Genomic DNA, 22,580 nt, shown 5'->3' on the forward strand with positions numbered 1-22,580 from the left:
CGTGTCGAACACGGCGGAGCTGCTGGCCCAACGGCTACGCGCGGCACGCGAGGCGAGCCGGGCCGCGCCGCCGCCGGCCCTGCCCCGCTGCCCCGACGACCACCTCGTCACCTCCCCGGCGCAGGAGTCGGTCTGGCTGGCCGACCGGATCCTCGACGGCGCGCCGGACTACAACGTGGCCGAGGTGCTGCGGGTCCGGGGACCGCTCGACGCCGCCGCGCTGCGGCTCGCGTTCGGCATCGTGATGGAGCGCCACGAGGTGCTGCGCACCAGCTACCCGGAGGTGGCCGGCCGGCCGCGACCGGTGCCGCGGGAGCTGGGCGAGGTTCCGGTCGCCGTACGCACCATCGAGGATCCACTGGCCCGCGCCCGGGAGCTGGTTCGGCAGCCCTTCGACCTCGCGAACGACCTGCCGCTGCGCGCCGAGGTGCTGACCGCCGACGAGACCGAGTGGTACGTGGTGCTGGTGGTCCACCACATCGCGGTCGACGGGTGGTCGATGGCGCTGCTCTGGGCGGAGCTGGCCGCCGCGTACCGGGCTCTGCTGGCGGGCACCGTGCCGGCCCTGCCCGAGCTGCCGGTGCGGTACGTGGACCACGCGTACCACAAGCGCGAACAGCTCCGCGGCGACCGGCTGGCCCGGCAGCTCGGCTACTGGCGCGAGCGGCTGGACGGGTTGTCGCCGCTGGAGCTGCCGGCCGACCACCCCCGACCGCCGGTGTTCAGCGGCCGGGGCGACCGGTACGACTTCGCGGTGCCCGACGCGCTGGCCGGCGGCGTGCGGGAGCTCGCCACCCGGTACGGGGTGACGCTGTTCCACGCGCTGCTGGCGGGCTTCACCGCCGTGCTGCACCGGTTCAGCGGCCGTACCGACGTCGCGGTCGGCACCCTCTTCGCCGACCGGGAGCACCCCGAGTTGGAGTCGGTCGTCGGGTTCTTCGGCACGACCGTGGTGATCCGCAACCGGGTCCGCCCCGACCGGCCGTTCGCGTCGCTGCTGCACGATGTCCGCGACGCCGTCGTGGACGCCCACGAACACCGCGACGTGCCGTTCGACCGGCTCGTCGAGGAGCTGCGCCCGGCCCGCGACCCGGCCCGCAATCCGCTGTTCCAGGCCATGTTCACCGTGCAGGACGAGGAGACCGCCCCGTTCGAGCTGCCCGGCTGCGTGGTCGAGCCGGTGCCGGTCGGCACCGGCACGGTCAAGTTCGACATCGAGCTGGTGCTGACCCGCCGCGACGGTCGGCTCTCCGGCTTCGTCGAGTACGCCACCGACGTGTTCGCGCCCTCCACCGTGGCGCGCCTGGTCGACAGCTACCTGTGCCTGCTCGCCGACGCGGTGTCCCACCCGGACAGCCCGGTCGCCGCGCTGACGGTGCTGCCACCCGAGGAGCACGCCCGGATCGTCGGCGACTGGAACCACACCGCCGCCGCGTATCCGCACGACCGCCTGCTCGCCGACCTGATCGGCGAGCGCGCGCGACGCTTCCCGGACGCGGTCGCCGTACGCTGCGACGGCGTCGAGTTGACGTACGGCGACCTGGAGCGCCGCGCCAACCGCCTCGCCCACCTGCTCGTCGAGCACGGCGTCGGCCCCGACGTCACGGTGGGCGTCTGCCTGGACCGCACACCGGAGCTGGTGATCGCGCTGGTCGCGGTCCTCAAGGCCGGTGGCGCGTACGTGCCGGTCGACCCGGACCACCCGGCCGAGCGGATCCGGCACGTGCTCGCCGACAGCGCGGCCCGGCTGCTGCTGACCACCGAAGCGGTGTGGGATCGTCTCGGCGCCCCGCCCGGCCCCCGGCTGCTGCGCCTCGACCGCGCGGGTGACCGGCTCGCCGAGCTGCCGGACACACCGCCGGTCACCACCACGACCGCCGACGACCTGGCCTACCTGATCTACACGTCGGGCTCCACCGGGCGCCCAAAGGGCGTGATGGTGCCGCACCGGGCGATCGTCAACCTGACGGTGGCGTTCGTGCGGCTCTTCGAGGTCACCGAGACGGACGTGGTGGCCGCCGTCGCCTCGCACGCCTTCGACCTGTCGCTCCCGGAGCTGCTCAGCCCGCTCACCGTCGGGGCGACCGTACTGCTGGCGTCGCGCCGGACGGCCACCGACGGCGCGGCGCTCGGCGCGCTGCTGACCGATGGCGGGGCCACCGTCATGCAGACCACGCCGACGATGTGGCGGATGCTCGTCGACTCCGGCTGGACCGGCGGGGACCTGCGCGCCGGCGCGTCCGGCGAGACGGTGCCGAGCTCGCTGGCCGCCGCGCTGCTCGGACGCGTGTCGCGGTTCTGGTGCCTGTACGGGCCGACCGAGACGACGGTGTGGTGCACGGCGTACGAGGTGCACGCCGTCCGACCGGACCGGCCGATGCCGATCGGCCGGCCGCTGCCCAACAACACGGTGTACGTGCTGGACCGGGCGCTGCGGCCGGTCCCGGTCGGGGTCGTCGGCGAGGTGTACGTCGGCGGGGTGGGGGTCAGCCGCGGGTACGCCGGGCAGCCTCGGCTGACCGCCGAGCGCTACCTCCCCGACCCGTTCGGCTCCGGCGGCCGGCTCTACCGCAGTGGCGACCTGGCCCGGCTGCTCCCGGAGGGGACGATCGAGTTCGTCGGCCGCGCGGACACGCAGGTGAAGGTGCGCGGCAACCGGATCGAGCTGGGCGAGGTGGAGGCGGCTCTGGCCGCGCACCCGGCGGTGGCCGGCGCGGCGGTGACCACCTGGGGCGAGGACGCCGACCGGCAGCTCGTCGGGTACGTGGTGTGGCGCGACGTGCCGTTGGCGGTGGCGACGCTGCGGGCGCACCTGCGCGCCACTCTGCCCGACGCGTTCGTCCCCGGCGTCGTGGTCGAGCTGGCGGAGCTGCCGCTCAGCCCGAACCGCAAGGTGGACCGGGCCGCGCTGCCCCCGCCGGACGTACGCCCGACCGGTGCCGAGCACGCCGCGCCCCGGACCGACCTGGAACGCCTGGTGGTGCAGACCTGGACGGCGGTGCTCGGCCGGGACGGGATCGGCGTGCGGGACGACTTCTTCCAGTTGGGCGGGCACTCGCTGCGCGCCCTGCAGGTGGCTGCCCGGCTGCGCGCGGCCACCGGTGTGGACGTGTCCCTGCGGACCCTGTTCACCCATCCGACGGCGGCCGACCTGGCCGCCACGCTCAGCGCCGAGGTCAGCGGTGGCGCCGGGCGGGCCGGGATCGTCAGCCGGGCCGAGATTTCCGCGTCCCGCGCCACCGCCGACGCGGCACGTCCACCGCTGACCGCCCGGCCTGCCGGGGCCGCCGCCCCGTTGTCGTACGCGCAGCGTCGGCTGTGGTTCCTCGACCGCCTCAACCCCGGCGACGGCAGCTACCTGGTGCCGAGCGTGCTGCGCCTGCGCGGGCCACTGTCGACCACGGCGCTGACCGAGGCGCTACGCACGGTGCTGGCCCGGCACGACGCGCTGAACGCCCGGTTCGTCGCCGACGGGACCGGCGACCGGCAGATCCCCGGCCCTCCGGTCGAGGTGGTACGCACCGACCTGCCCGACGCCGAGGACGCCACGCTGCTCCGGCTCGCCAGCGCGGACGCCACCGGACCGTTCGACCTGGCCAGCGGCCCGCAGGCCCGGGCACGGATCGTCCGGGTCGCCGACGACGACCACACGGTGGTACTGGTGCTGCACCACGCGGCGGTGGACGGCTGGTCGCTGGACGTGCTGTGGCGCGAGGTCGGCACGGCGTACGCGGCCCTTCACGCCGGCCGGACGCCGGAGCTGCCGGCGCTGCCGCTGACCTACGCCGACCACGCCTACTGGCAGCAGCGGCGCGGCCCGGCGGCGTACGCCGACCAGCTCGACCACTGGCGGGCCCGGCTCGCCGACGTGCCGCACTGCTCCCTGCCAACCGACCGCCCCCGGCCGGCCACCTGGTCGGGACGGGGCGCCCGGGTGGACTTCGCGCTGCCCGGGGCCACCGCGCGGGCGATGCGGGAGTTGGCCCGGCATCGCGGCGCGACACCCTTCATGGCCCTGCTCGCCGCCTTCCAGGTGGCGCTCGCCCGCTTCACCGGCCAGGACGACGTGGTGGTCGGTACGCCGGTGGCCGGCCGGGACGACGCCGACCTCGAGCCGGTGGTCGGCAACTTCGTCAACACGCTGGTGCTGCGCGGTGACGTCGGCGGCGACCCGTCCTTCGCCGAACTGCTGGATCGGGTGCGCCACGCCGCCGCCGTCGACTTCTCGCACCGCGACGTGCCATTCGAGCGGCTGGTCGAGGAGCTTCGAGTCCCCCGCGACCCGTCGCGTAACCCGCTGTTCCAGGTCGGTTTCCGGCCGGAGGAGCGCGACGGCGCGGCGCTGCGGCTGCCCGGGGTCACCGTGCAGGCGGTGGACCTGGGCCCGGGCGGCGCGAAGTACGACCTGAACGTGTCGGTGGTCGACGCACCGGACGGGCTGCGCGGCACCGTGGAGTACGCCACCGACCTGTACGACGCGGCGACCGTCGAGGCGTTCGCCAACGCGTACGCGCGGACGGTGCGGGCGGTGGTGGCCGATCCGGACCGGCGGCTGTCCGAGCTGGGCCCGACGGCCGACGAGCAGCTGCTGCTGGCGCGGTGGGGCGGGGTCGGCGAGCCGGTTCCGGATCGGCCGTCACTGCCGGAGCTGGTGGCCCGGCAGGCGGCCCGCACTCCGGACGCCGTCGCGGTGTGCCTGGCGGCAGCCCCCGACGGCGCACCCACCGGCCCGGGGGAGCTGACCTACGCCGAGCTGGACGAGCGGGCCAACCGGCTGGCCCACTGGCTCCGTCGACACGGCGTCGGTCCAGACGTCGTGGTCGGCGTGGCGCTCCCCCGCTCGATCGACCTCGTGGTGGCGCTGCTCGCGGTGCTGCGCTCGGGCGGCGCGTACGTCGCCCTGGACCCGGCCGCGCCACCCGGGCGGCTCACCCACCTCGTCGCGGACAGCGCGCCCCGGCTGATCCTGAGCTGCCGCGACGCCCTCGCCCGGCGCGGGCCGGCCGCCGCCACCGAGGGCGTCCCGACGTACCGCCTGGAAGAGGAGTGGCCGGCGGTGCTCGCCGAGCCGGCCACCGACCCCGGACACGTGCCGCATCCCGACGACCGGGCGGCGATCTACTACACCTCCGGGTCGACCGGCGCGCCGAAGGGCGTACCGACACCGCACCGGGGCATCGCCAACTTCCTGGCCTACCTGAGCGGCCCGATCGGGTTGACCGACCGGGACGTGGTGCTGCAACTGGCGGCGATCTCCTTCGACGCGTCCATCCGGGACATCTTCGGCCCGCTGGTGGTCGGCGGGCGGGTGGTGCTCCCTCCAGACGGCACGACGCGCGACCCGTACGCCCTGCTGGCGGCGATCGAGCGGCACCGTGTGACGGCGCTGTTGACGCTGGTGCCGCCGATGCTGACCGCGCTGGCCACCGCCGCCACCGGCCGGCCGGGCATCGCCGGGTCGGTGCGGCTCGGCCTGGTCAGCGGCGAGGCGCTGGGCGGGCAGCATGTCCGCGCCGCCCGGCAGCTCTCCCCGGCCATCACGCTCGTCAACCAGTACGGCCCGACCGAGGCCACGATGACCTCGACGTACCACGAGGTGGGTGACGAGGTCGGCGCGGTGCCGATCGGACGGCCCATCCCGTACGTGCGGTGTCACGTCCTCGGTCCGCGCGGCGAGCTGCTGCCCCCGGGCGCTCTTGGCGAGCTGTACCTGGGCTCGCCGGGGTTGGCCCGGGGCTACCAGCGGGCGCCGGGGCTGACCGCGCAGCGGTTCGTCCCGGACCCGTTCGGGCCGCCCGGAGGCCGGTTGTTCCGCACCGGCGACCTGGTCCGCTGGCGCGCCGACGGCCGGCTGGTCTTCCACGGTCGTCGGGACCAGCAGGTGAAGATCCGCGGTGTGCGGGTGGAGCTGGGCGAGGTGGAGGCCGCGCTCGCCGCCTGCCCGGGTGTCCGTGCCGCGGCGGCGGCCGTGCACGGCGGCGAGCTGGCCGGCTACGTGGTGGCCGACCCCGAGGTCGACCTGGGCGCGCTGCGTGACCGGCTCGCCGACACGCTGCCCGAGCAGTCGGTGCCGGCTCGCCTGACGGCGCTGGACGCGCTGCCGCTGACCCCGCACGGCAAGCTGGACCGCGCCCGGCTGCCCGCGCCGGCTCCGGTGGCCCGCGCCGACGCGCTGCCCCCGCGCGACGTCCTGGAGCTGGCTCTCGTGCGGATCTGGGAACGGGTCCTCGGTCACGGCCCGGTCGGCGTACGCGACGACTTCTTCGCTGTCGGCGGCCACTCGCTGCGGGCGGTGGATCTCGTCGAGGCGATCCGCGTCGAGTTGGACGTCGCCGTGCCGCTCAGCGTGGTCTTCACCCACCCCACCGTGGAACGGCTCGCCGCGGTGCTGGGCAGCGCATCGGCCGCCACGGACCGGTTGCTCGTTCCGCTGGCCGACGGACCGGCCACGCAGCCGCCGCTGTTCCTGGTCCACCCCCAGGGCGGCGACGTGGCCTGCTACGCGCAGCTCGCCCGGGAGCTGGCCGGTGTCTGCGCGGTGCGGGGTATCGAGGCGGTCGGGTACAACACCGACGATCCACCGTTGACGGCCATCGAGGAGATGGCCCAGCGGTACGTCGACGAGATCCGGGCGGCGACGCCCGGCGGGCCGTACCGGCTGGCCGGCTGGTCGTTCGGCGGCAACGTGGCCTTCGAGATGGCGTCCCGGCTGGAGGCGGCGGGCGAGCGCGTCGACTTCCTGGGCGTCCTGGACGCGCGGGCGTTCGGCCGGGAGGAGTTGGAGTCCTGGTTCACCGGTCGCAGCGAGCTGGAACGGTACGGGCTGATCGCCGAACTGCCCCCGGATCGGGTCAGCGAACTGGCCGTCGCCGAGGAGCAGGAGGCGCTGGCCATCCTGCTGCGCGACGCACAGAGGCGGGGCCGGGTGCCGCGCGGCGCGGACACCGCGACGCTGCGCCGGATGGTCGCGGTGTTCACCGCCAACGGTCGGGCCGCCGACCGGTACGCGCCCCGCGCTCCGATCCGCGCCCCGATCCACCTGTTCACGGCCACCGAGCGGCACCCCACGCTCACCAACCCGCCGGTGAACCCGGCGAGCTGGCGGGCCCGCACCCGGGGCCCGGTCTACGTGGTGCCGGTGCCGGGCAACCACCACGACCTGGTGTACGCGCCACACGCGGCGGTGCTCGCGGCGCGGATCGCCCACGCGTTGCGGGAGCGGGTTTGGACATCCGCCGACTAGGCGTGGTGGGAGGGGTGGGGCCACTGGCCGTCGCCCACTTCTACCAGCGCCTCATCCAGCTCACCCCGGCCGTCGAGGACGACGAGCACCTGGAGGTGGTGCTCGTCGCCGAGCGGGTGCCCAGCCGCATCGCGTACCTGCAAGGTGTGGGACCCAGCCCGGTGCCGGCGCTGTTGCGGGCCGCCAAGCACCTGGAGGCCGCCGGTGTGGACGCGGTGGTCATCCCCTCGGCGACCACGCACGCCTTCCGGGACGACGTGGTCCGGGCGGTGGCCGTACCGGTGCTGGATCTGCTGGCCGAGGTGGGTGCGGCGCTGGCCGGGCGGGGTTTTTGCCGCCCGGTGTTCCTGGCCACCGCTCCGACCGCGCGGCTGCGGCTGTACGAGCCGCACCTGACCGCCGGCACCCGGCCGTTGTACCCGAGCGCGGCCGCGCAGCGCCGGGTGGACGCGCTTATCGACGGGGTGAAGAGGGGTGAGCCGGTCGAGGCGCTGCGCGCGGGCCTGGCCGAGCTGATCGCGGCCGGGCCGTGGCCGATCGGGGCCGACTGTGTGGTGCTGGCCTGCACGGAGCTGCCGGTGATCGCCCCGCACGGCGGCTGCGGGCCGCTGCCGCTTGTCGACGTGACCGAGGTGCTTGCCGACGCGGTGCTGGCCCGCCGCCTGATACCCGCCCGGCGTCAGGCTGTCTGACGAGCCTTGACGGACGCGCGCAGGTCGGGTCGTCGTGAACCGCCCCGGTGGGCGGGACCCAGCAGCGGACGGGCTGTCGATTCCGGATGGCGGAGGCTGGCCGGCGAACGGGCTGCCCCAGTTGGCCGAGCTACCCGCGCGCGACGCAATGGGCGCCGTGTCTCGCCGCAGGGAGACGGTGGCGCCAACAGCTCTCGACGTGGCGTTCGCGCGGTCGAACGGGCCTCAGGCGGACTCGGCCGGGGTGTGTCCCGTCGGCTCGTCGCTCGCCAGCCGCTCCGCCGCATACAGCCGCACCAGGCCGGACAGCCGGTACCGGGTCGGGCCGACCCCGACCTCGACCAGTTGCGCGTCGACCAACTCCTCCAGGGCGTCCTCGACATCCGCCTCGCGGAGGCCCGGTGGCCGCCTGGCGAGTGGGGTCGGCAGGTCCGCGTCGGGCAGCGCGCCCAACGACCGGAACAGCAGCCGCGCCGGCGGTGAGAGCGCCGCGTAGCTGGTGGCGAGGCGGGCCCGCACGTCGAGTCCACCGACGGTCAGCTCGTCGAGGCGACGGGCCTCGTCGCGCAGCCGGTCGACGAGGTGGGCGACCGTCCAGTGTGGCCGGGCGGCCAGCCGGGCGGCCGCGATCCGCAGCGCCAGCGGGAGCCCGCCGCAGAACCGCGCCAGGGCGGCCGCACCGGCCGGGTCGGCCGCCAGTCGGGGCCGACCCAGAGCCGTGGTGAGCAGCCGTACCGAGTCCTCGACGCCGAGCGGGTCGAGGTGGACCAGGCGGGCCCCGGTCAGGCCGGTGAGCCGCCGCCGGCTGGTGACGAGCACGCCCGCGCCGGTCGCGCCCGGCAGCAGCGGCAGCACCTGCCGCTCGTGCGTCACGTCGTCGAGCACGACGAGTACGCGCCGACCGGCGATCCGGTCCCGGTACCGCTCGGCGCGCTCGTCGAGGCCGCTCGGCACGGCGTCGCCGGACAGGCCGAGCGCGTGCAGGAACCGCTCCAGCGCGGTCTCCGGGGGTACCGGCCGACCGTCGGCGTCGAGCAGCCGCAGGTAGAGCTGGCCGTCCGGGTACGCCGGCGCGAGCGCGTGCGCGGCGCGGACCGCGAGGGTCGACTTGCCCACGCCCACCGGACCAGAGATCGCCACCACCGGCACCGACGTCGCGGCCACGTCGCCCAGCGCCGTCCGGACCACGCCCAGGGGTTCGTTCCGGCCGGTGAGTTCGGCCGGGTCGGCGGGGAGCAGCCGGGGCACCGCCGGTGGAACGGGCGCGTCGTCGGCCGGATCATCCGTTCGGCCGTCGGTGAGGATGGCGCGCTCCAGGCGGCGCAGCTCACCACCCGGCTCCAACCCCAGCTCGTCGAGGAAGACACGACGGGCCGCCCGGTACGCGGCCAGCGCCTCGGCCGGACGCCCGGCCCCGGAGAGGGCCCGCATGTGCTGCGCGTGCAGCCGTTCCCGCAGCGGATGGGTGGCGACCAGCTCGCGCAGCGCGCCGACGACGTGCTGGTGCCGACCGCGGTGCAGCTCGACGTCGAGCCAGTCCTCGGTCACGGCGAGACGCCGCTCGTCGAGGCGGGTCGCGGCGGCCCGTACCGCCGGACTCTCCACCCCGGCCAGGGCGGAGCCCCGCCACAACGCGAGGGCCGCGCTGAGGGCCTCCGCGGCGTCGTCGAGCCGCGCCTCGGCCGCCGCCTGCTGCCCGGCCAGCACCAGCCGGTCGAAGTAGTGCAGGTCCAGCTCGCCGTCGGCCACCTCGATCAGGTAACCGGGCGGGCGGGTGACGATCCGGTCCGGCAGGCCGAGCCGGGTGAGCGTCTTGCGTAGCGCCGACACGCAGATCTGCACCTGGCCACGGGCGGTGGTCGGCGGGGCGTCGTCCCACAGCGCATCGGCGAGCTGGGCGGTGGAGACCACGCAGTTCGCGTCGAGCAGCAGGGTGCCGAGCACCACCCGCTGGCGGGCCGCGGTGACGGTCAGGGTGTGCCCGGCGCCGGAGATCTCGAGGGGTCCGAGGATCCGGAAGCGCACGGGTCAGCTCCGCGCCGACGCCGCGATCTCCAGGCGCTGGCGCAGCGGATGACGCAGTGGCTTGCCGAGCGCGTTCTTCGGCAGGATCCGCACGAACTGCAGGCGGTCCGGCCAGAGCACCCGTGCGACGCCCTCGGCCTCCAGGTAGTCGTGCAGGCCGGCGAGCGTCGGCGTGTCGCCGCCGCCGGGGATCACCACCGCGCACACCAGGTCCGCCCCGGGTACGGCCGGGTCCGGGTAGCCGACCAGGACGGCCTCGACCACGTGCGGGTGCCGCTGCAACACCGCCTCGATGTCGAGAGTGGACACGCGAAGGCTGTTCGCCCGGGTGATGAGGTCGACCCGTCGACCGGTGATCCGGATGCCGCCACGGCCGTCGTCGCGGGCCAGGTCGCCGGTGTCGAACCAGCCGTCGTCGTCGAGCAGCGACTCGTACAGGTCGCGCTGGTTGAGGTAGCCCAGGCACTGGGAGGCGCCCCGGGCGTACAGGCGGCCGGCCTCGTCGCCGGGATCGGTGTCGATCCGCACCTGCATCCACGGCACCGGTCGGCCGTCGCTGTGCGCCGCCCAGTCGTCCGGGTCGTCCAGCCGGGTGACGGTGACCGCCCCGTTCTCGGTCATTCCCCAGAGCGCCCGCATCGGCACCCCGAAGGCCTCCCGCACGTCGGCGATGAGCTGCGGCGCGATCGGCGCCGAGCCGGAGACGATCTGGCGCAGGGTCGGGGTCCGCACCGGCGCGCGCCGCTGGGCGGCGAGCATGCCGATGACGAAGCCGGGCGCCGCGTACACGAACGTGCCGCCGTGCCGGGCGATCAGCGAGACCATCAGCGCCATGTCGTCGCCGGAGTCCATCACCACGGCCGTGCAGCCCAGGTGGACGGGCAGGTAGACCGCGTGCGTGACGCCGGCCATGTGGGTGAGCACGCTGGGCAGCAGCACCACCTCGTCCGGGGCGAGGCCGAGCGGCTCCGCCGACGCGCGGACGCAGGCGTACATCGTGTTCTGGCTGTGCACGACGCCCTTCATCGGGCCGGTGGTGCCCGAGGTGTGCAGCACCAGCGCCGGTTCGTCGGGCCCGAGGGCGTCCGAACCGTCGTCCGGTAGGCGCTGCTCCCACGGGGTGTCGACGAACACCTCCTGGAAGTCGACCGCGCCGACCCGGGCGGCGTCGCCGATCACCACCCGGTGCTCCAGCGTCGGCACGTCCAGCTCGGCGAGGCGGGTGGCGTAGTCGGTGCCGGCGAAGGTGTCCAGGGTGATGCAGACCCGGGCCCCGGTGGACTCCAGAACCTGCCGCAGCTCGCGGGTGCTCAACATCGGAAAGCCCGGCGAGCTGATCGCGCCGATCTGGTTGCAGGCCAGGTAGAGCGGGGTGAGCACCCACCGGTTCGGCAGGTAGATCATCACCACGTCGCCCCGGCCGACGCCGAGCGACCGCAGCGCGCCGGCGAACCGGGCGACCATGGTGGCCAGTTCCGCGTACGTCAGGGTGCGCGCGTGCTCGCCGCCCTCGTACGTGATGATCGCGGGGTGGTCCGGGCGGTCGCGCGCCGCCACGGCGAGGTCGTCGAGGAACGTCTCCGACCGCCACCAACCCGCCGCGACGTACTCCTCGGCCCGTTGCTTGTCGACAGGTGCCAATGAATCCCACATGTTCGGTCGCCTCCCGGCCATGCCCCGTCACGTCCACATGAGAGGTGTCTGCCGGCGAAGCTACCACCCGGATCCGCCGCTGTCGCGTCCACAAAATGGCGGTTACACAGAGCAAACCCGCAGCTAGTGAGCATCATCCAGTGACCTTGACAAATGATCAGACATGGACGACTCTCACCAGAGTCATAGATGCCTGTCGGGGTGCGCGGAAGCGTGGAGGTGTCATGAGGATCGGTGTTCTTGCCTGGGATCACGGCGAGGAGGACGACGACTCGCCGGTCATCGCCGAGCTGGGCCGCGAACGCGGCCACGACACCTCCCTGTTCACCGTCGAGGAGATCGACGTGGCGGCGGCACCGGGCGGCGGCCCGGAGGTCATGTTCAACGGCGAGCTGGGGCGCTCCTTCGACGCGGTCATCTCCCGGGCCCAACTGCACGGCGACTGGCGCGACCGGGTGGAGCGGCTGATGCTGGCCAGCAACATCCCCGGGGTGGCGATGTTCGACCCGATCGAGGTGTGGCAGGCCGCCTACAGCAAGTTCCGGATGATGCAGGTGCTCGCCGACGCCGGTCTGCCCGTGCCGCCCACCCGGGCCTGCCGGACGCCCGCCGACGTCGAGGCGGCGAGCCGGGAGTGGGGCACCGTCGTGGTGAAGCCGTCGTACGGACGCGCCGGCATCGACGTGGAGCGGATCACCAACGTCGCCGACGACCTGCCGCTGATCGAGAAGCTGCTGGCCCGCTACGGGGTCCTGGTCTGCCAGCCCTACTACCCCACCCAGTACGGCGAGTACCGGCTGACCGTCTCGGGCGACACCATGCCGATGAACATGGTGAAGTATCCGGCCGTCGGCCAGTGGAAGACTCGGACCCTGCTGGGGGCGAGCTTCGAGCGGGTGGAGATCCCGCCGGAGTTGGCGGACATCTCGATCCGGGCGACCCGGGCCATGGGCATCACGCTGTCCGGGTTGGACATCCTGCCCACCGACGACGGCTACGTGATCCTCGAGTGCAACGCCATCCCCGGCAACCTCAACATCCTCGGCAAGGAGTCCCAGCGGCTCGCCTTCGAGGCCATGTACGAGTGGGTGGAGGCCCGTACCCCCTGCTGACCCCGCTTGTCCGGTCCCCCTCCCTGCCCCCGCGACGGACGGAGTGTCGATGCAGCATGCCCTGGCCGACTACGACCTGACCGAGCACGGCCCCGGTGAGCAGTTCGCCCGCGCGGTGCTCGCCGCCGAGGGTGGCGACGTCGACGTGCCGATCGCCGCGTCCCTGCCCACCCTGTTTCCGCTGGCCAAACATCGGCCCCGCTACACGGTGCGGCACCTGCTCAAGAGCGCGACGGTGACCGAGGAGCCGGTCACCTATGTCAGCGAGGCCCCGACGCCGGGCACGCCGGAGATCGCCGGCACCAGCTACCAGGCCAGTCCCGAGGCGACCTTCGTGCCCCGACTGGTCGAGACCAAGCTGACCGAGGTGACCGCCGCGGTGGCCGTCCCACCGGACCTGTTGCGGGACCCGACGCTGCTGGCCGGGTTCGTGGACTACCGGGTGCTGGTACGCCTCGGCACCATCGAGAACGAGGTGCTGCTGCACGGCAGCGCCGACGGGGTGATCCCGGGGCTGGTCGGTCTGCCCGGCGCCCGGCGGCGGGCCGCGCCCGGCGAACTGACCGCCGAGGTGATCACCGCCGCCGGCGAGGTCGAGGAGATGGGCGGGTCGTGCGACGCGATCGTCGCCCACCCCAACCGCTACTGGGACCTGCTGGGCAGCGGGATGCTGGCCCGGCTCGGCGAGGTCGGTATCCGGGTCAGCCGAACCAGGATGATCGCTCCGGACCAGGTGCTGCTGGGCGACTTCCGGGCGGCGGTCACGCTGCTGGAGTCCAACACGTCACAACTCACCCTGCGGCGGGGTGTCGGCCCGGACGGCGCCGACGTGATCACCGCGGGTCTGCGGCTCGGTCTGGCGGTGCATCTGCCGCAGCATTTCCTGCTGCTGGACCTGCGATGAAGGTGGTCTACCTGACCGGCTGGAACCGCAGCGGCTCGACGGTGCTGGGCAACCTGCTCGGTGAGCTGCCCGGGGTAGTGCACGTCGGTGAGCTGTACTACCTCTGGAGCAACGGCGTCCTGGGCACCGGCACCAACACCTCCTGCGGCTGTGGCGCGACGCTCACCGCGTGTCCCCTGTGGAGTCGGGTCGTCGACCGTGTCGCCGGCTCCGACCCGGCCCGCGAGGCGCGGCGCATCGTGGGCGAGCAGCGGCGGCACGTCCGGGTCCGGCACACCGGCGTACGGCTGGCCGAGGTCGCGGGGCGTCGGCCCCGACCGGCCGGGGTGACCGAGCTGGCCCGCCGCATGGTCGACACGTACCGGACGGTGGCCGAGGAGACCGGGGCCGAGGTGATCGTCGACGGCTCGAAGTACCCGGCCGAGGCGGCCGTGCTGCTCGGTGACGGCGGGCTGGACCTGCGGGTGCTGCACCTGGTCCGCGACCCGCGCGCGGTGGCCCACTCGTTCGCCCGTCCCAAGCAGTACCTGCCGAGGATGAGCGCGGCCCGCAGCACCGGGATGTGGACCGCGATGAACGTGGCCTCGGACCGGATCGGCCACGCCGCCGGGGAGCGTTACCTGCGGCTGCGCTACGAGGACTTCGCCGCCGCGCCGTACGACGTGCTGGGCCGGGTGCTGCGCTGGGCCGACCTGCCCGGCGAGCCGCCCGTCGGGCGGGACGGGCAGGCCGTGCTGGGTGTCAACCACACGGTGACCGGCAACCCGGACCGGCTGCGCCGGGGCCCGACGACGATCCGGCCCGACCTGGCGTGGCGGGACGCGTTGCCGACCGGTGCGGCGGCGGTGGCCACCACTATCGCCGCCCCGGTGCTGCGCCGGTACGGCTATCCGATACGACCCTGAGGGAGTGGTTGGTCATGGATCTCGGCATTGCGGGACGGGTGGCGCTGGTCGCCGGCGCCAGCAGCGGCCTCGGCCGGGCCACGGCCCGTGCGCTCGCGGCCGAGGGCTGCGCCCTGTCGCTGGGGGCGCGCAACCCCGGGCGGCTCGCCGAGGCGGCACAGGAGCTGCGTGACGCCGGCGCCCCGGACGTGCTGGCCCGTCCGGTGGACATCACCGACGAGCAGGGGGTGGCCGACTGGATCGCCGACACCGTGGCGCACTTCGGCGAGCTGCACATCGTGGTCGCCAACGGCGGTGAGGTGCCGGGAGGCCCGGTCGACAGCTTCGGGCTGGACGCGTACCGGCAGGCGCTGGACGCCGCGTTCCTGCCACACGTCGGCCTGACGCTGGCGGCCCTGCCGCACCTGCGCGCGGCCGGCTGGGGTCGGGTGCTCATCGTCGCCTCGGAGACGGTCCGCCAGCCGATCCCGGAGTACGGGCTGTCCGCCGCGGCCCGGCCGGGCCTGCTGGGCTTCACCCGGGCCCTCGTGCAGGCGCTCGGGCCGGGCGACATCACGGTCAACGTGCTGGCACCCGGCTACCACGACACCGAGGGCGTACGCGCCGACTACGGCTCAGCGGCCGACTCCCGGCTCGCGGAGATCGGCGCGGGCATCCCGCTGGGCCGGGTGGGACGGGCCGGGGACTTCGGGGCGGTGGTCGCCTTCCTGGCCAGCGAGGCCGCCTCGTTCATCACCGGCACCTGCCTGCTGGTCGACGGCGGTAGGACGCGCGGCCTCGGCTGACCCGCCGGGCGCGTACGCGTCCATGTCGTGCAACGACCGGCCGCGCAGCGCCAGGGCGACCAGCAGCAGGTACGCGCCACCGAAGGCAGCAAGCGTGGGGACCAGCCCGACCGTGCCGACGGCCCACCCGGCGAGCAGCACGCTCAGCGGCGCGCCGCTGAGCGCGACGGCGCCGCCCAGCCCGAAGACCCGCCCTCGGGCCTCCTCCGGCACGTGTTCGAGGGTGACCGTGGTGAGCAGCGGGTTCAGCGGGCCGGCGGCCAGGCCCAGCAGCAGGCAGATGCCGATCATCACGGCCGGCGGCGGGGTGGTCGCCATGGACAGTCGCAGCGCGCCGATGACCACGAAGCAGCCCAGCATGGTGCGCCGACGGCTGGCCAGCAGGCGCCGGCTGGCCGGGGCGTACAGGAAGGTGCCGAGCACCGCTCCGCAGCCGGACGCGGCGATCAACCAGCCCAGGTACCGCCCGTCGCGTAGCACCTCGTGCGCGTAGACCGGCAGCAGCACCGGGGTGAACGCCGCGTCCAGCAGGTTCGTGACGAACACGAAGGCGGTCATCGCGGCGATCACCGGCATCCGTCGTACCAGGTTCGCGCCTTCGAGCAGTTGCCGCGCGAAGCCGGCACGGCCGCTCGTCGGCGCGGCGGCCAGGGCGGGCACCCCGGCGGCGACCAGGACGGCGGCGAGCAGCAGGCCGGCCGCGTCGACGTAGAGGCCGACGGCCGCGCCGAGGGCGGCGACCAGCAGCGCGGCGAGCGGCGCGCCGACCACCAGGCCGAGCCGGGGCGCGGCCTGGTACCACGAGTTCGCGGTCTCCAGACGTACGCCGGCCGCGGTGGCGACCGGCCGGATCAGGCTGACCCGGGCAGCGTTCGCCGGTGTGGCGACCAGGCTGCGGGCAAAGAGCAGCGCCAGCAGGACGGGCAGCGGCAGCCCGACGGTGGCGTCCAGCACCGGCACCATCGCGGTGAGCATCCCGGCGAGCGCGTCGGAGAGCACACTGACGCGCCGGCCGCCGAGCCGGTCGATCCACACGCCGCCGACCGCGCCCGCGAAGATCAGCGGGAGGGTACCGGCGAAGCCGGCGAGGCCGGTCGCCGCCGCGCTGTCCGTACGGGCCAGCACGTACAGCGGCACGGTGACCACGGTGATCGCGTTGCCGAAGGACGACAGGTAGTGCGCGGTCAGCAGCGCCACCAGGCTCCGGCGTTCGCCCCGACCGTTCATCGCAGCGCCGCCACCGCCCGGTCCACCACGGCGGCGGCGGTCACGCCGGACCGTTCCAGCAGGTACCGCTGGTCGCCGGCGACGGCCACGAATCCGTCAGGCACCGCCACCCGCAGCACCCGGATGGGCCGTCGTTCGGCGAGCGCCTCCGCGACGGCGGAGCCCAGTCCCCCGCTGGGCCAGTGCTCCTCAGCCGTGACCACCACCGGCCGACCGGTGGCCAGGACCGCTGCGTCGAGCGTCTCCACATCGAGCGGGCGGACGGTGTGCACGTTGAGCACTGTCGCCTGCACACCCCGACGGGCCAGTTCGTCGGCGGCGTCCAGCGCGGCGAGCACCGGGTACGGACCGCAGGCGGCCAGCACGATGTCGCCTCCGGTCCGCAGCGGCTGCGCCCGGCCCAGCCGTGCCCCCGGCGCGTCCGGGTCGCCGGCCGCCGCGAGGGTGGCTGCCAGGTCCGGTGTCGCAGCGCGGCCGAGCCGCAGGTAGACCGGGCCGGGCAGCTCCAGCGCCTGCCGGAACAACCGGGCACAGGCGTCGGCGTCGGCCGGCACCACCACGGTCATGTTCGGCAGCGTACGCATGATCGCCAGGTCTTCGAGGGCGTGGTGGGTCGGCCCGAGGTGGCCGGCCGCCAGCCCACCGTGGGTGGCGACTATCCGCACCGGCAGGTCGTTGAAGGCGACGTCCACCTTCACCGCCTCGAGCGCCCGGGTGCTGGCGAAGGTGGCCATCGTGTTGACCATCGGGATCCGCCCGCTGCGGGCCAGCCCGGCGGCGACGCCCATCAGGTTCTGCTCGGCGATGCCGAGGTTGACGTAGCGGTCGGCCGCCGACCCGAAGTCCACACCGGCGAACAGGCCGGTGTCGCTGTCCAGGCAGACCAGCCGGTCGTCCGTGCCCATCAGCTCGACCAGCAGGTCACGATAGACGTCCCGCGCGGCCCGCGGCCCCGCCGCCGGGACCGCCGCGCTCACCGCAGCCCCCGGTGTACGGCCCGCAGCGCCCGTCCCCGCTGGGTTTCGCCGAGCCGGGCGAAGTGGCTGCGCACCTGCCCCTCCACGTAGGGCAGTCCCCGGCCCTTGACGGTCCGGGCGATGACGGCGACCGGTCGGCCCCCACCCGCCGCCGTCAACGCCTCGCGCAGCGCGATCCGGTCGTGCCCGTCCACCTCGCGCACAGTCCACCCGAACGCCCGCCACCGGTCGGACAGCGGCTCCAGCCCGATCACGTCCTCGGTGCCGCTGCCCAGTTGCAGGCCGTTGCGGTCGATGACGGCGGTCAGCCGGTCGAGTCCGAGACTGCTGGCCGCCATCGCCGCCTCCCAGACCGAACCCTCCTGCAACTCACCGTCACCGAGGACGACGACGCAGCGCCGGTCACTGCCGTCGAGCCGGGCGGCGAGCGCGTGCCCGACGCCGAGCGCCAGGCCGTGCCCCAGCGATCCGCTGGGCATCTCCACGCCGGGCACCGACCGGTTGGGGTGGGCCAGGAACGGCCCGCCCGCCGCGGCGTACCCGTCGAGTCTCTCGACCGGGAAGTAGCCCCGGGTGGCGAGCACCGCGTACAGGGCGATCGCGCCGTGGCCCTTGCTGAGCAGCAGCACGTCCCGCTCGGGCGCCTCCGGTCGGGTCGGGTCGACCCGCAGCACCTCGTGGTACAGAGTCACCAGGATCTCCACCAGCGACATCGACCCGCCCAGGTGTCCACCGTCCGCGCTGGCGCACATCCGCACGATCAACTCCCGTACGCGTACCGCTACCGCAGACAGGTCGGCGGCGGCACGCTCGCGATCCGTCGGGGCGGGTTGCCCGGCCGGATCGGCCACCGCGAGTCGTTCCCGGGGCGTCACGTCAGGCACCGCTCGGGGCGAGGCGGTACCCGTTGACCCGCTCGGCCGCCGGTGCCGGCGCGTCCAGTTCGCGGAGGGCGTGTCGCAACACGGCGATGCCGCGCAGGTAGTCGGCCAGCACGATGTGCTCGTCGTCGGAGTGGTCCAGGCTGCTGTCCCCGGGGCCGTACGTGGCCATCGGGACGTCCCACTGCTCGGCGAGCACGTTCATGTCCGACGTGCCGGTCTTCACCTTCAGGGCGGGCCGGGCCCGCTGGGCGCGGATGCCCGCCGAGAGCGCCCGGACCACCGGGTTACGGTGGTCGGCGCGGCAGGCGGCGACGCGGTTGACCACGGTCAGTTCCCCGTCCGGCGTACGCCGCGTCAGCTCGCGCAGCAGGCCGTCCACGTCGTACCCCGGCGGTGTGCGGACGCTCAGCTCCGCCTCCGCCTGGACCTGGTCGGCGCGCAGCGAGACGAGGGTCGCGCCGGGCCGGTCGAACGAGCCGTTGCCGCTGTCCGGGCCGAGCAGTTCCAGCAGCGTCGTCCAGCACCGCACCGCAAGCTCGGACGCCTTCGCGACGGGATTGCTCGGGTGGGTGGCCGGCACCGACACCCGGTACCGCAGGTCGAGTTTGCCCTTGTAGCCGAGCGTGATCGTCGACCAGCCGCTCGGCTCGCCCACCACCACCGCGTCCGGGCGGGGCAGCCGTCGCCGGATCTCCCGTGACCCGCGCGACGCGATCTCCTCCTCCACCGCGCCGACCACCACGATCCGTCCACCGAAGTCCGCCGACGCGGCGGCGCACACCATGGCCGCGAGCGGCCCCTTGGCGTCCACCGCGCCCCGGCCGTAGAGCCGACCGGCCTCGGCCCGGACCGCCGGCCCGCCGGGCACCGTGTCCAGGTGGCCGATCAGCAGCACCACCGGCCCGTTCCCCCGGCCGATCTCGCCGACGACGTTGCCGACCTGATCGACGTAGGCCGCGAAGCCGAGCTGCGCCATGGCGTCCACCAGGGATCGGGCGAGCGTCGCCTCGTGGCACGACGGCGAGGGTGTCTCGATCATGCAGCGCAGCAGCCCCGCCGCGAAGGTGTCGCTGACGGCCCCCGACCGCGTCGGCGACGGCTCCGGCCGCGCCCGTGGTGGATCGGGTGCCGTGGCGTCCTCAGACATCTGCGCTCCCCAGGGTGATCTCGGTGGCGGCGCCGGCCAGCGCCGCCCGGACGGGACCGGTGCGCCGGCCGTCGGCGACGAGCACCCGGCCGACCCCGCCGCGCACCGCGTCGCGGCCGGCGACCAGCTTCATCGCCATCCCCCGGCCCACGTCGGACGGCACGCCCGTCGTCGGTACGGCGCAGCGGCGCAGCACCGACCGTTCGTCGGCCGGGTTGGCGAGCACCCCGGGCGCTCCGGTGAGCAGGACCAGCGTGTGGGCATCCAGCGCGGCGGCCAGGGCGGCGGCAGCGCGATCGGCGTCCACGTTGACCGGCCGACCGTCCTCCCCCAGGGCGGGCGGCGACACCACCGGCACCGTGCCGGCCGCGAGCAGCGTCCGGAGCAGGTCGGCGCGTACGCCGATCAGCCGGCCGCCGTGGTTGTCGCGCAGCACCATCCGGCGGCCGTCGACGACCGCCCGGTGGGCGGCGGCGCGCCGCGCCCGCAGCAGTCCGGCGTCCATCCCGGTCAGCCCGACCGCGTCCACGCCGGCGCGGGCCAACGCGGCGACCAGCCGGGGCTTGACCACGCCGGCGAGGGCCAGGACGACGACCTCCAGGGTGGCCGGGTCGGTGTAGCGGGTGTCCATCCCGTCGTCGCTGACCATGCGCCGCTGCGGTACGCCCAGCCGGTCGCCGAGCGTGGCGATGTCGGCGGAGCCGCCGTGCACCAGCAGCACCCGTTGCCCGGCGCGGACCAGCTCGGCGATGTCGGCGCAGACCGCCGTCGCGTCCACCCCGGCGGTGCCGCCGCACTTGACGACGGTCAGCTCGCCCGTCGGGGCCGTCGGGGCGCTCATGCGGGATGCAGGCCGGGGAACTCCAGCCCCAGCCGCTCGGGCCAGCCGTAGCGGACGTTGAGGCACTGCACCGCGTTGCCGGCGCCGCCCTTGACGAGGTTGTCCAGCGCGGCGACGAGAAGCGCCCAACCGCCGTCCGGGTCGACGGCGAACCCGACGTCGCAGAAGTTCGAACCGGCCAGGATCTTCGGCTCCGGCAACCGGTACGTGCCGCGCCGCCCCGCGACCACCCGCACGAACGGCTCGTCCCGGTAGTACCGGCGGTACGCGGCCCGAATGGCGAGCTCGTCGACACCGTCGGCCAGCGGCACCCGGCACAGCACCTGCACGCCCCGGACCGCCTCCACCCCGGTCGCGGTCATCCGTGCCGGCACGCCCACCGCCTGGGTGATCTCCGCCTGGTGCCGGTGGGCGGTCGGGGCGAAGACCCGCATCGCGCCGCTGCGCTCGGCGTGCACGTTCGCCGCGGACGGGGCGCTCCCGGAGCCGCTGGAGCCGGTCCGCCCGTCGACGGTCACCTCCCCCGCGCCCAGCAGGCCGGCGTCGGCGAGCGGGTGCAGGGCGAGGATCGCGGCGGTGGCCATGCAGCCCGGCACGCTGATCCGGTCGGCGTCACGTAGCTGCTTGCGGTGCAGTTCGGGCAACCCGGTGACGAACTCGGCGAGGAGGTCGGGCGCGGCGTGCGGACTCCCGTAGTACGCCTCGAAGACCGCCGGGTCACGCAGCCGGAAGTCCGCCGACAGGTCGACCACCGTGTCGGCCAGGTCGAGCAGGCCCCACATCGCGCCCATCGCCAGCCCGTGCTCGGTGGCCAGCAGCAGCACGTCGTGCCGGCCCAGGTCCTCCGGCGCGGTGAAGGTCAGCTCGGTCAGGCCACGCAGGTTGGGATGGGTGCTGCTGATCCGCCGGCCGGCGAGCCGGCGGGACGTGACAGTGGCCAGCTCCAACCTCGGGTGCCCGATCAGCAGGCGGACCAGCTCGCCGCCGATGTAACCGGCGCCGCCCACGACCGCCGCGCGGACCGTCCCCGTCCCGGCGCTCACGCGAGCCTCCCCAGGACGTGCTCGACGATACGACCGGCGACGTCGACGGTGCCGTCGTACGCCTGCTCGAAGCCGGCGAACTCCACACCGGAGTTGACCTCCAGGACGTACAGCCGACCGTCCTCGTCCTCGACCAGGTCGACGCCGGCGAGATCCGCGCCTACCGCGGCGGCGGCCGAGGTGGCCAGCTCGACGATCCGGTCGGTGAGCGCGCACCGCTCGGTCCGGGCGCCACGGGCCACGTTCGTCCGCCAGTCCGCGCTGTGCCGGTACACCGCCCCGAGCACCTCGCCGCCCACCACCACGACGCGGATGTCGCGGTCCGGCTTGTGGACGTACTCCTGCACGTACACGATGTGCGCCTGCGGTCCGGGGAGCGCGGCGACGTACTCCAGCACCGTGCGGGCGAGGTCCGGGTCCGGCACCGTCGTGACCAGCCGGCCCCACGAACCGACCAGCGGCTTGACGACGGCCGGGTAACCGATCGCGGCCAGCGCGGAGAGCGCGGCGTCCGGCGTGGCGGCGAGCGCGGTACGCGGGGTGGGCAGGCCGGCCGCGCGCAACGCCAGGGAGGTGTGCCACTTGTCGGCGCAGGTCTCGATGGCGGAGGCGGAGTTGACGCCGATCACGCCCAGCCGCTCCAGGGCGCGGGCGGCGTAGCCGGCGCGGATCTGGCCGATCTCCCGGTTGAGCACCAGCCGCCATTCGGGCGCGACGCCGTCCAGCGGCCACCAGGCCGTCCGGGTGTCGACGTGGGCCACCGCCACGTTGCGGCGTTCCAGGGCCTCCAGGATCCGCTTGTCGTCGACCCGCAGCCGGGACGTGAGCACCGCCACCGAGGCCGGTTCACTCACCCCAGTCCTCTTCGACCTCGGGGGCCGGCGTGAGCGTCACCGGCTGTACCGTGACGACCTCCAGCTCGACCTGGCACTCTCCACACTCGACGAGTTCGCTGAGCCGGGGTGGCTCGGCGAACGTCACGTCGGCGGCGCACTCGGGGCAGCGGGCGGTGGTCTTTTCCTGGACTGTCACGGGAGGGCTTCCGTTCCTTCGTGGGGGCCGGGGACCGCTCCGACCATAGGAATCCCACCCGTGGTCCCGCGTCCGCGCGCCGTCGACACCCGGTCAACGCCACGATGACC

At 74.5% G+C, this 22,580-nt stretch carries 15 protein-coding genes and 1 pseudogene; 6 read left to right on the forward strand and 10 right to left on the reverse strand.

Translation table 11 applies throughout. The features are described from left to right. The first annotated feature begins 1 nt into the window (after position 1). Together ACQPZK_RS24110 and ACQPZK_RS24115 are read left to right on the forward strand one after the other, a co-directional pair. Positions 2-7,243: an amino acid adenylation domain-containing protein gene (locus ACQPZK_RS24110; RefSeq protein ID WP_433535155.1), complete on the forward strand. Its 7,242-nt coding sequence runs from the start codon at positions 2-4 to the stop codon at positions 7,241-7,243. A gap of 14 nt (positions 7,244-7,257) precedes the next feature. Further along, positions 7,258-7,935, forward strand: coding sequence for an aspartate/glutamate racemase family protein (locus ACQPZK_RS24115; protein WP_433535156.1), 678 nt, complete (start codon positions 7,258-7,260; stop codon positions 7,933-7,935). Positions 7,936-8,160: 225 nt separating this feature from the next. Here the strand turns inward: ACQPZK_RS24115 and ACQPZK_RS24120 are convergent, their stop codons facing one another. Together ACQPZK_RS24120 and ACQPZK_RS24125 are read right to left on the reverse strand one after the other, a co-directional pair. After that, positions 8,161-9,960, reverse strand: a complete 1,800-nt coding sequence (locus ACQPZK_RS24120) for a BTAD domain-containing putative transcriptional regulator (protein ID WP_433535157.1) — start codon at positions 9,958-9,960, stop codon at positions 8,161-8,163. A gap of 3 nt (positions 9,961-9,963) precedes the next feature. Next, a complete protein-coding gene (locus tag ACQPZK_RS24125) occupies positions 9,964-11,613 on the reverse strand; it encodes an AMP-binding protein (protein ID WP_433535158.1) in 1,650 nt (549 codons plus the stop codon). Between the two features lie 224 nt (positions 11,614-11,837). On the opposite strand from ACQPZK_RS24125, the gene ACQPZK_RS24130 reads away from it, so the two are divergent. The 4 genes from ACQPZK_RS24130 to ACQPZK_RS24145 are packed head-to-tail and all read left to right on the forward strand — an operon-like array spanning position 11,838 to position 15,319. Next, the gene (locus tag ACQPZK_RS24130; RefSeq protein ID WP_433535159.1) at positions 11,838-12,725 is read left to right on the forward strand and encodes an ATP-grasp domain-containing protein; all 888 of its coding nucleotides are present in this window, start codon (positions 11,838-11,840) and stop codon (positions 12,723-12,725) included. Positions 12,726-12,774: 49 nt separating this feature from the next. Next, complete coding sequence (locus ACQPZK_RS24135; RefSeq protein WP_433535160.1) at positions 12,775-13,629, forward strand: family 3 encapsulin nanocompartment shell protein; 855 nt, start codon at positions 12,775-12,777, stop codon at positions 13,627-13,629. Next, positions 13,626-14,534, forward strand: coding sequence for a sulfotransferase (locus ACQPZK_RS24140; protein ID WP_433535161.1), 909 nt, complete (start codon positions 13,626-13,628; stop codon positions 14,532-14,534). Before ACQPZK_RS24135 ends, ACQPZK_RS24140 begins: the two co-directional genes overlap by 4 nt. 14 nt (positions 14,535-14,548) lie before the next feature. After that, the gene (locus ACQPZK_RS24145; RefSeq protein WP_433535162.1) at positions 14,549-15,319 is read left to right on the forward strand and encodes an SDR family NAD(P)-dependent oxidoreductase; all 771 of its coding nucleotides are present in this window, start codon (positions 14,549-14,551) and stop codon (positions 15,317-15,319) included. A gap of 87 nt (positions 15,320-15,406) precedes the next feature. On the opposite strand, the pseudogene ACQPZK_RS24150 reads toward ACQPZK_RS24145, so the two are convergent. The 8 genes and pseudogenes from ACQPZK_RS24150 to lysW all read right to left on the reverse strand — a co-directional run. Further along, positions 15,407-16,546, reverse strand: a pseudogene (locus ACQPZK_RS24150) (MFS transporter); the annotation flags it as partial. Next, positions 16,543-17,523: a transketolase family protein gene (locus tag ACQPZK_RS24155; RefSeq protein ID WP_433535163.1), complete on the reverse strand. Its 981-nt coding sequence runs from the start codon at positions 17,521-17,523 to the stop codon at positions 16,543-16,545. The pseudogene ACQPZK_RS24150 and the gene ACQPZK_RS24155, both read right to left, overlap by 4 nt. Beyond that, the gene (locus ACQPZK_RS24160; protein ID WP_433535164.1) at positions 17,520-18,398 is read right to left on the reverse strand and encodes a transketolase; all 879 of its coding nucleotides are present in this window, start codon (positions 18,396-18,398) and stop codon (positions 17,520-17,522) included. Before ACQPZK_RS24160 ends, ACQPZK_RS24155 begins: the two co-directional genes overlap by 4 nt. A 1-nt stretch (position 18,399) precedes the next feature. Continuing rightward, complete coding sequence (locus tag ACQPZK_RS24165) at positions 18,400-19,554, reverse strand: [LysW]-lysine hydrolase (RefSeq protein WP_433535165.1); 1,155 nt, start codon at positions 19,552-19,554, stop codon at positions 18,400-18,402. Further along, the gene (locus ACQPZK_RS24170) at positions 19,547-20,395 is read right to left on the reverse strand and encodes a [LysW]-aminoadipate kinase (protein WP_433535166.1); all 849 of its coding nucleotides are present in this window, start codon (positions 20,393-20,395) and stop codon (positions 19,547-19,549) included. The genes ACQPZK_RS24165 and ACQPZK_RS24170 overlap by 8 nt, the downstream gene beginning before the upstream one ends. After that, positions 20,392-21,438, reverse strand: a complete 1,047-nt coding sequence (argC, locus tag ACQPZK_RS24175; protein WP_433535167.1) for an N-acetyl-gamma-glutamyl-phosphate reductase — start codon at positions 21,436-21,438, stop codon at positions 20,392-20,394. Before argC ends, ACQPZK_RS24170 begins: the two co-directional genes overlap by 4 nt. Next, complete coding sequence (locus ACQPZK_RS24180; protein WP_433535168.1) at positions 21,435-22,292, reverse strand: RimK family alpha-L-glutamate ligase; 858 nt, start codon at positions 22,290-22,292, stop codon at positions 21,435-21,437. The genes argC and ACQPZK_RS24180 overlap by 4 nt, the downstream gene beginning before the upstream one ends. Further along, positions 22,285-22,470: a lysine biosynthesis protein LysW gene (gene lysW, locus ACQPZK_RS24185; protein ID WP_433535169.1), complete on the reverse strand. Its 186-nt coding sequence runs from the start codon at positions 22,468-22,470 to the stop codon at positions 22,285-22,287. Before lysW ends, ACQPZK_RS24180 begins: the two co-directional genes overlap by 8 nt. Positions 22,471-22,580: the final 110 nt, after the last annotated feature.

Source organism: Micromonospora sp. CA-249363 (assembly GCF_050950185.1).
Classification (GTDB): domain Bacteria; phylum Actinomycetota; class Actinomycetes; order Mycobacteriales; family Micromonosporaceae; genus Micromonospora.

What these genes read in the sequence shown, in the direction of transcription:
- ACQPZK_RS24125 (WP_433535158.1), bottom strand. Translation starts at nt 11,613, where the DNA reads ATGTGGGATTCATTGGCACCTGTCGACAAGCAACGGGCCGAGGAGTAC.
- ACQPZK_RS24170 (WP_433535166.1), bottom strand. Translation starts at nt 20,395, where the DNA reads ATGAGCGCCCCGACGGCCCCGACGGGCGAGCTGACCGTCGTCAAGTGC.
- ACQPZK_RS24145 (WP_433535162.1), top strand. Translation starts at nt 14,549, where the DNA reads ATGGATCTCGGCATTGCGGGACGGGTGGCGCTGGTCGCCGGCGCCAGC.
- ACQPZK_RS24140 (WP_433535161.1), top strand. Translation starts at nt 13,626, where the DNA reads ATGAAGGTGGTCTACCTGACCGGCTGGAACCGCAGCGGCTCGACGGTG.
- ACQPZK_RS24165 (WP_433535165.1), bottom strand. Translation starts at nt 19,554, where the DNA reads ATGTCTGAGGACGCCACGGCACCCGATCCACCACGGGCGCGGCCGGAG.
- ACQPZK_RS24130 (WP_433535159.1), top strand. Translation starts at nt 11,838, where the DNA reads ATGAGGATCGGTGTTCTTGCCTGGGATCACGGCGAGGAGGACGACGAC.
- ACQPZK_RS24135 (WP_433535160.1), top strand. Translation starts at nt 12,775, where the DNA reads ATGCAGCATGCCCTGGCCGACTACGACCTGACCGAGCACGGCCCCGGT.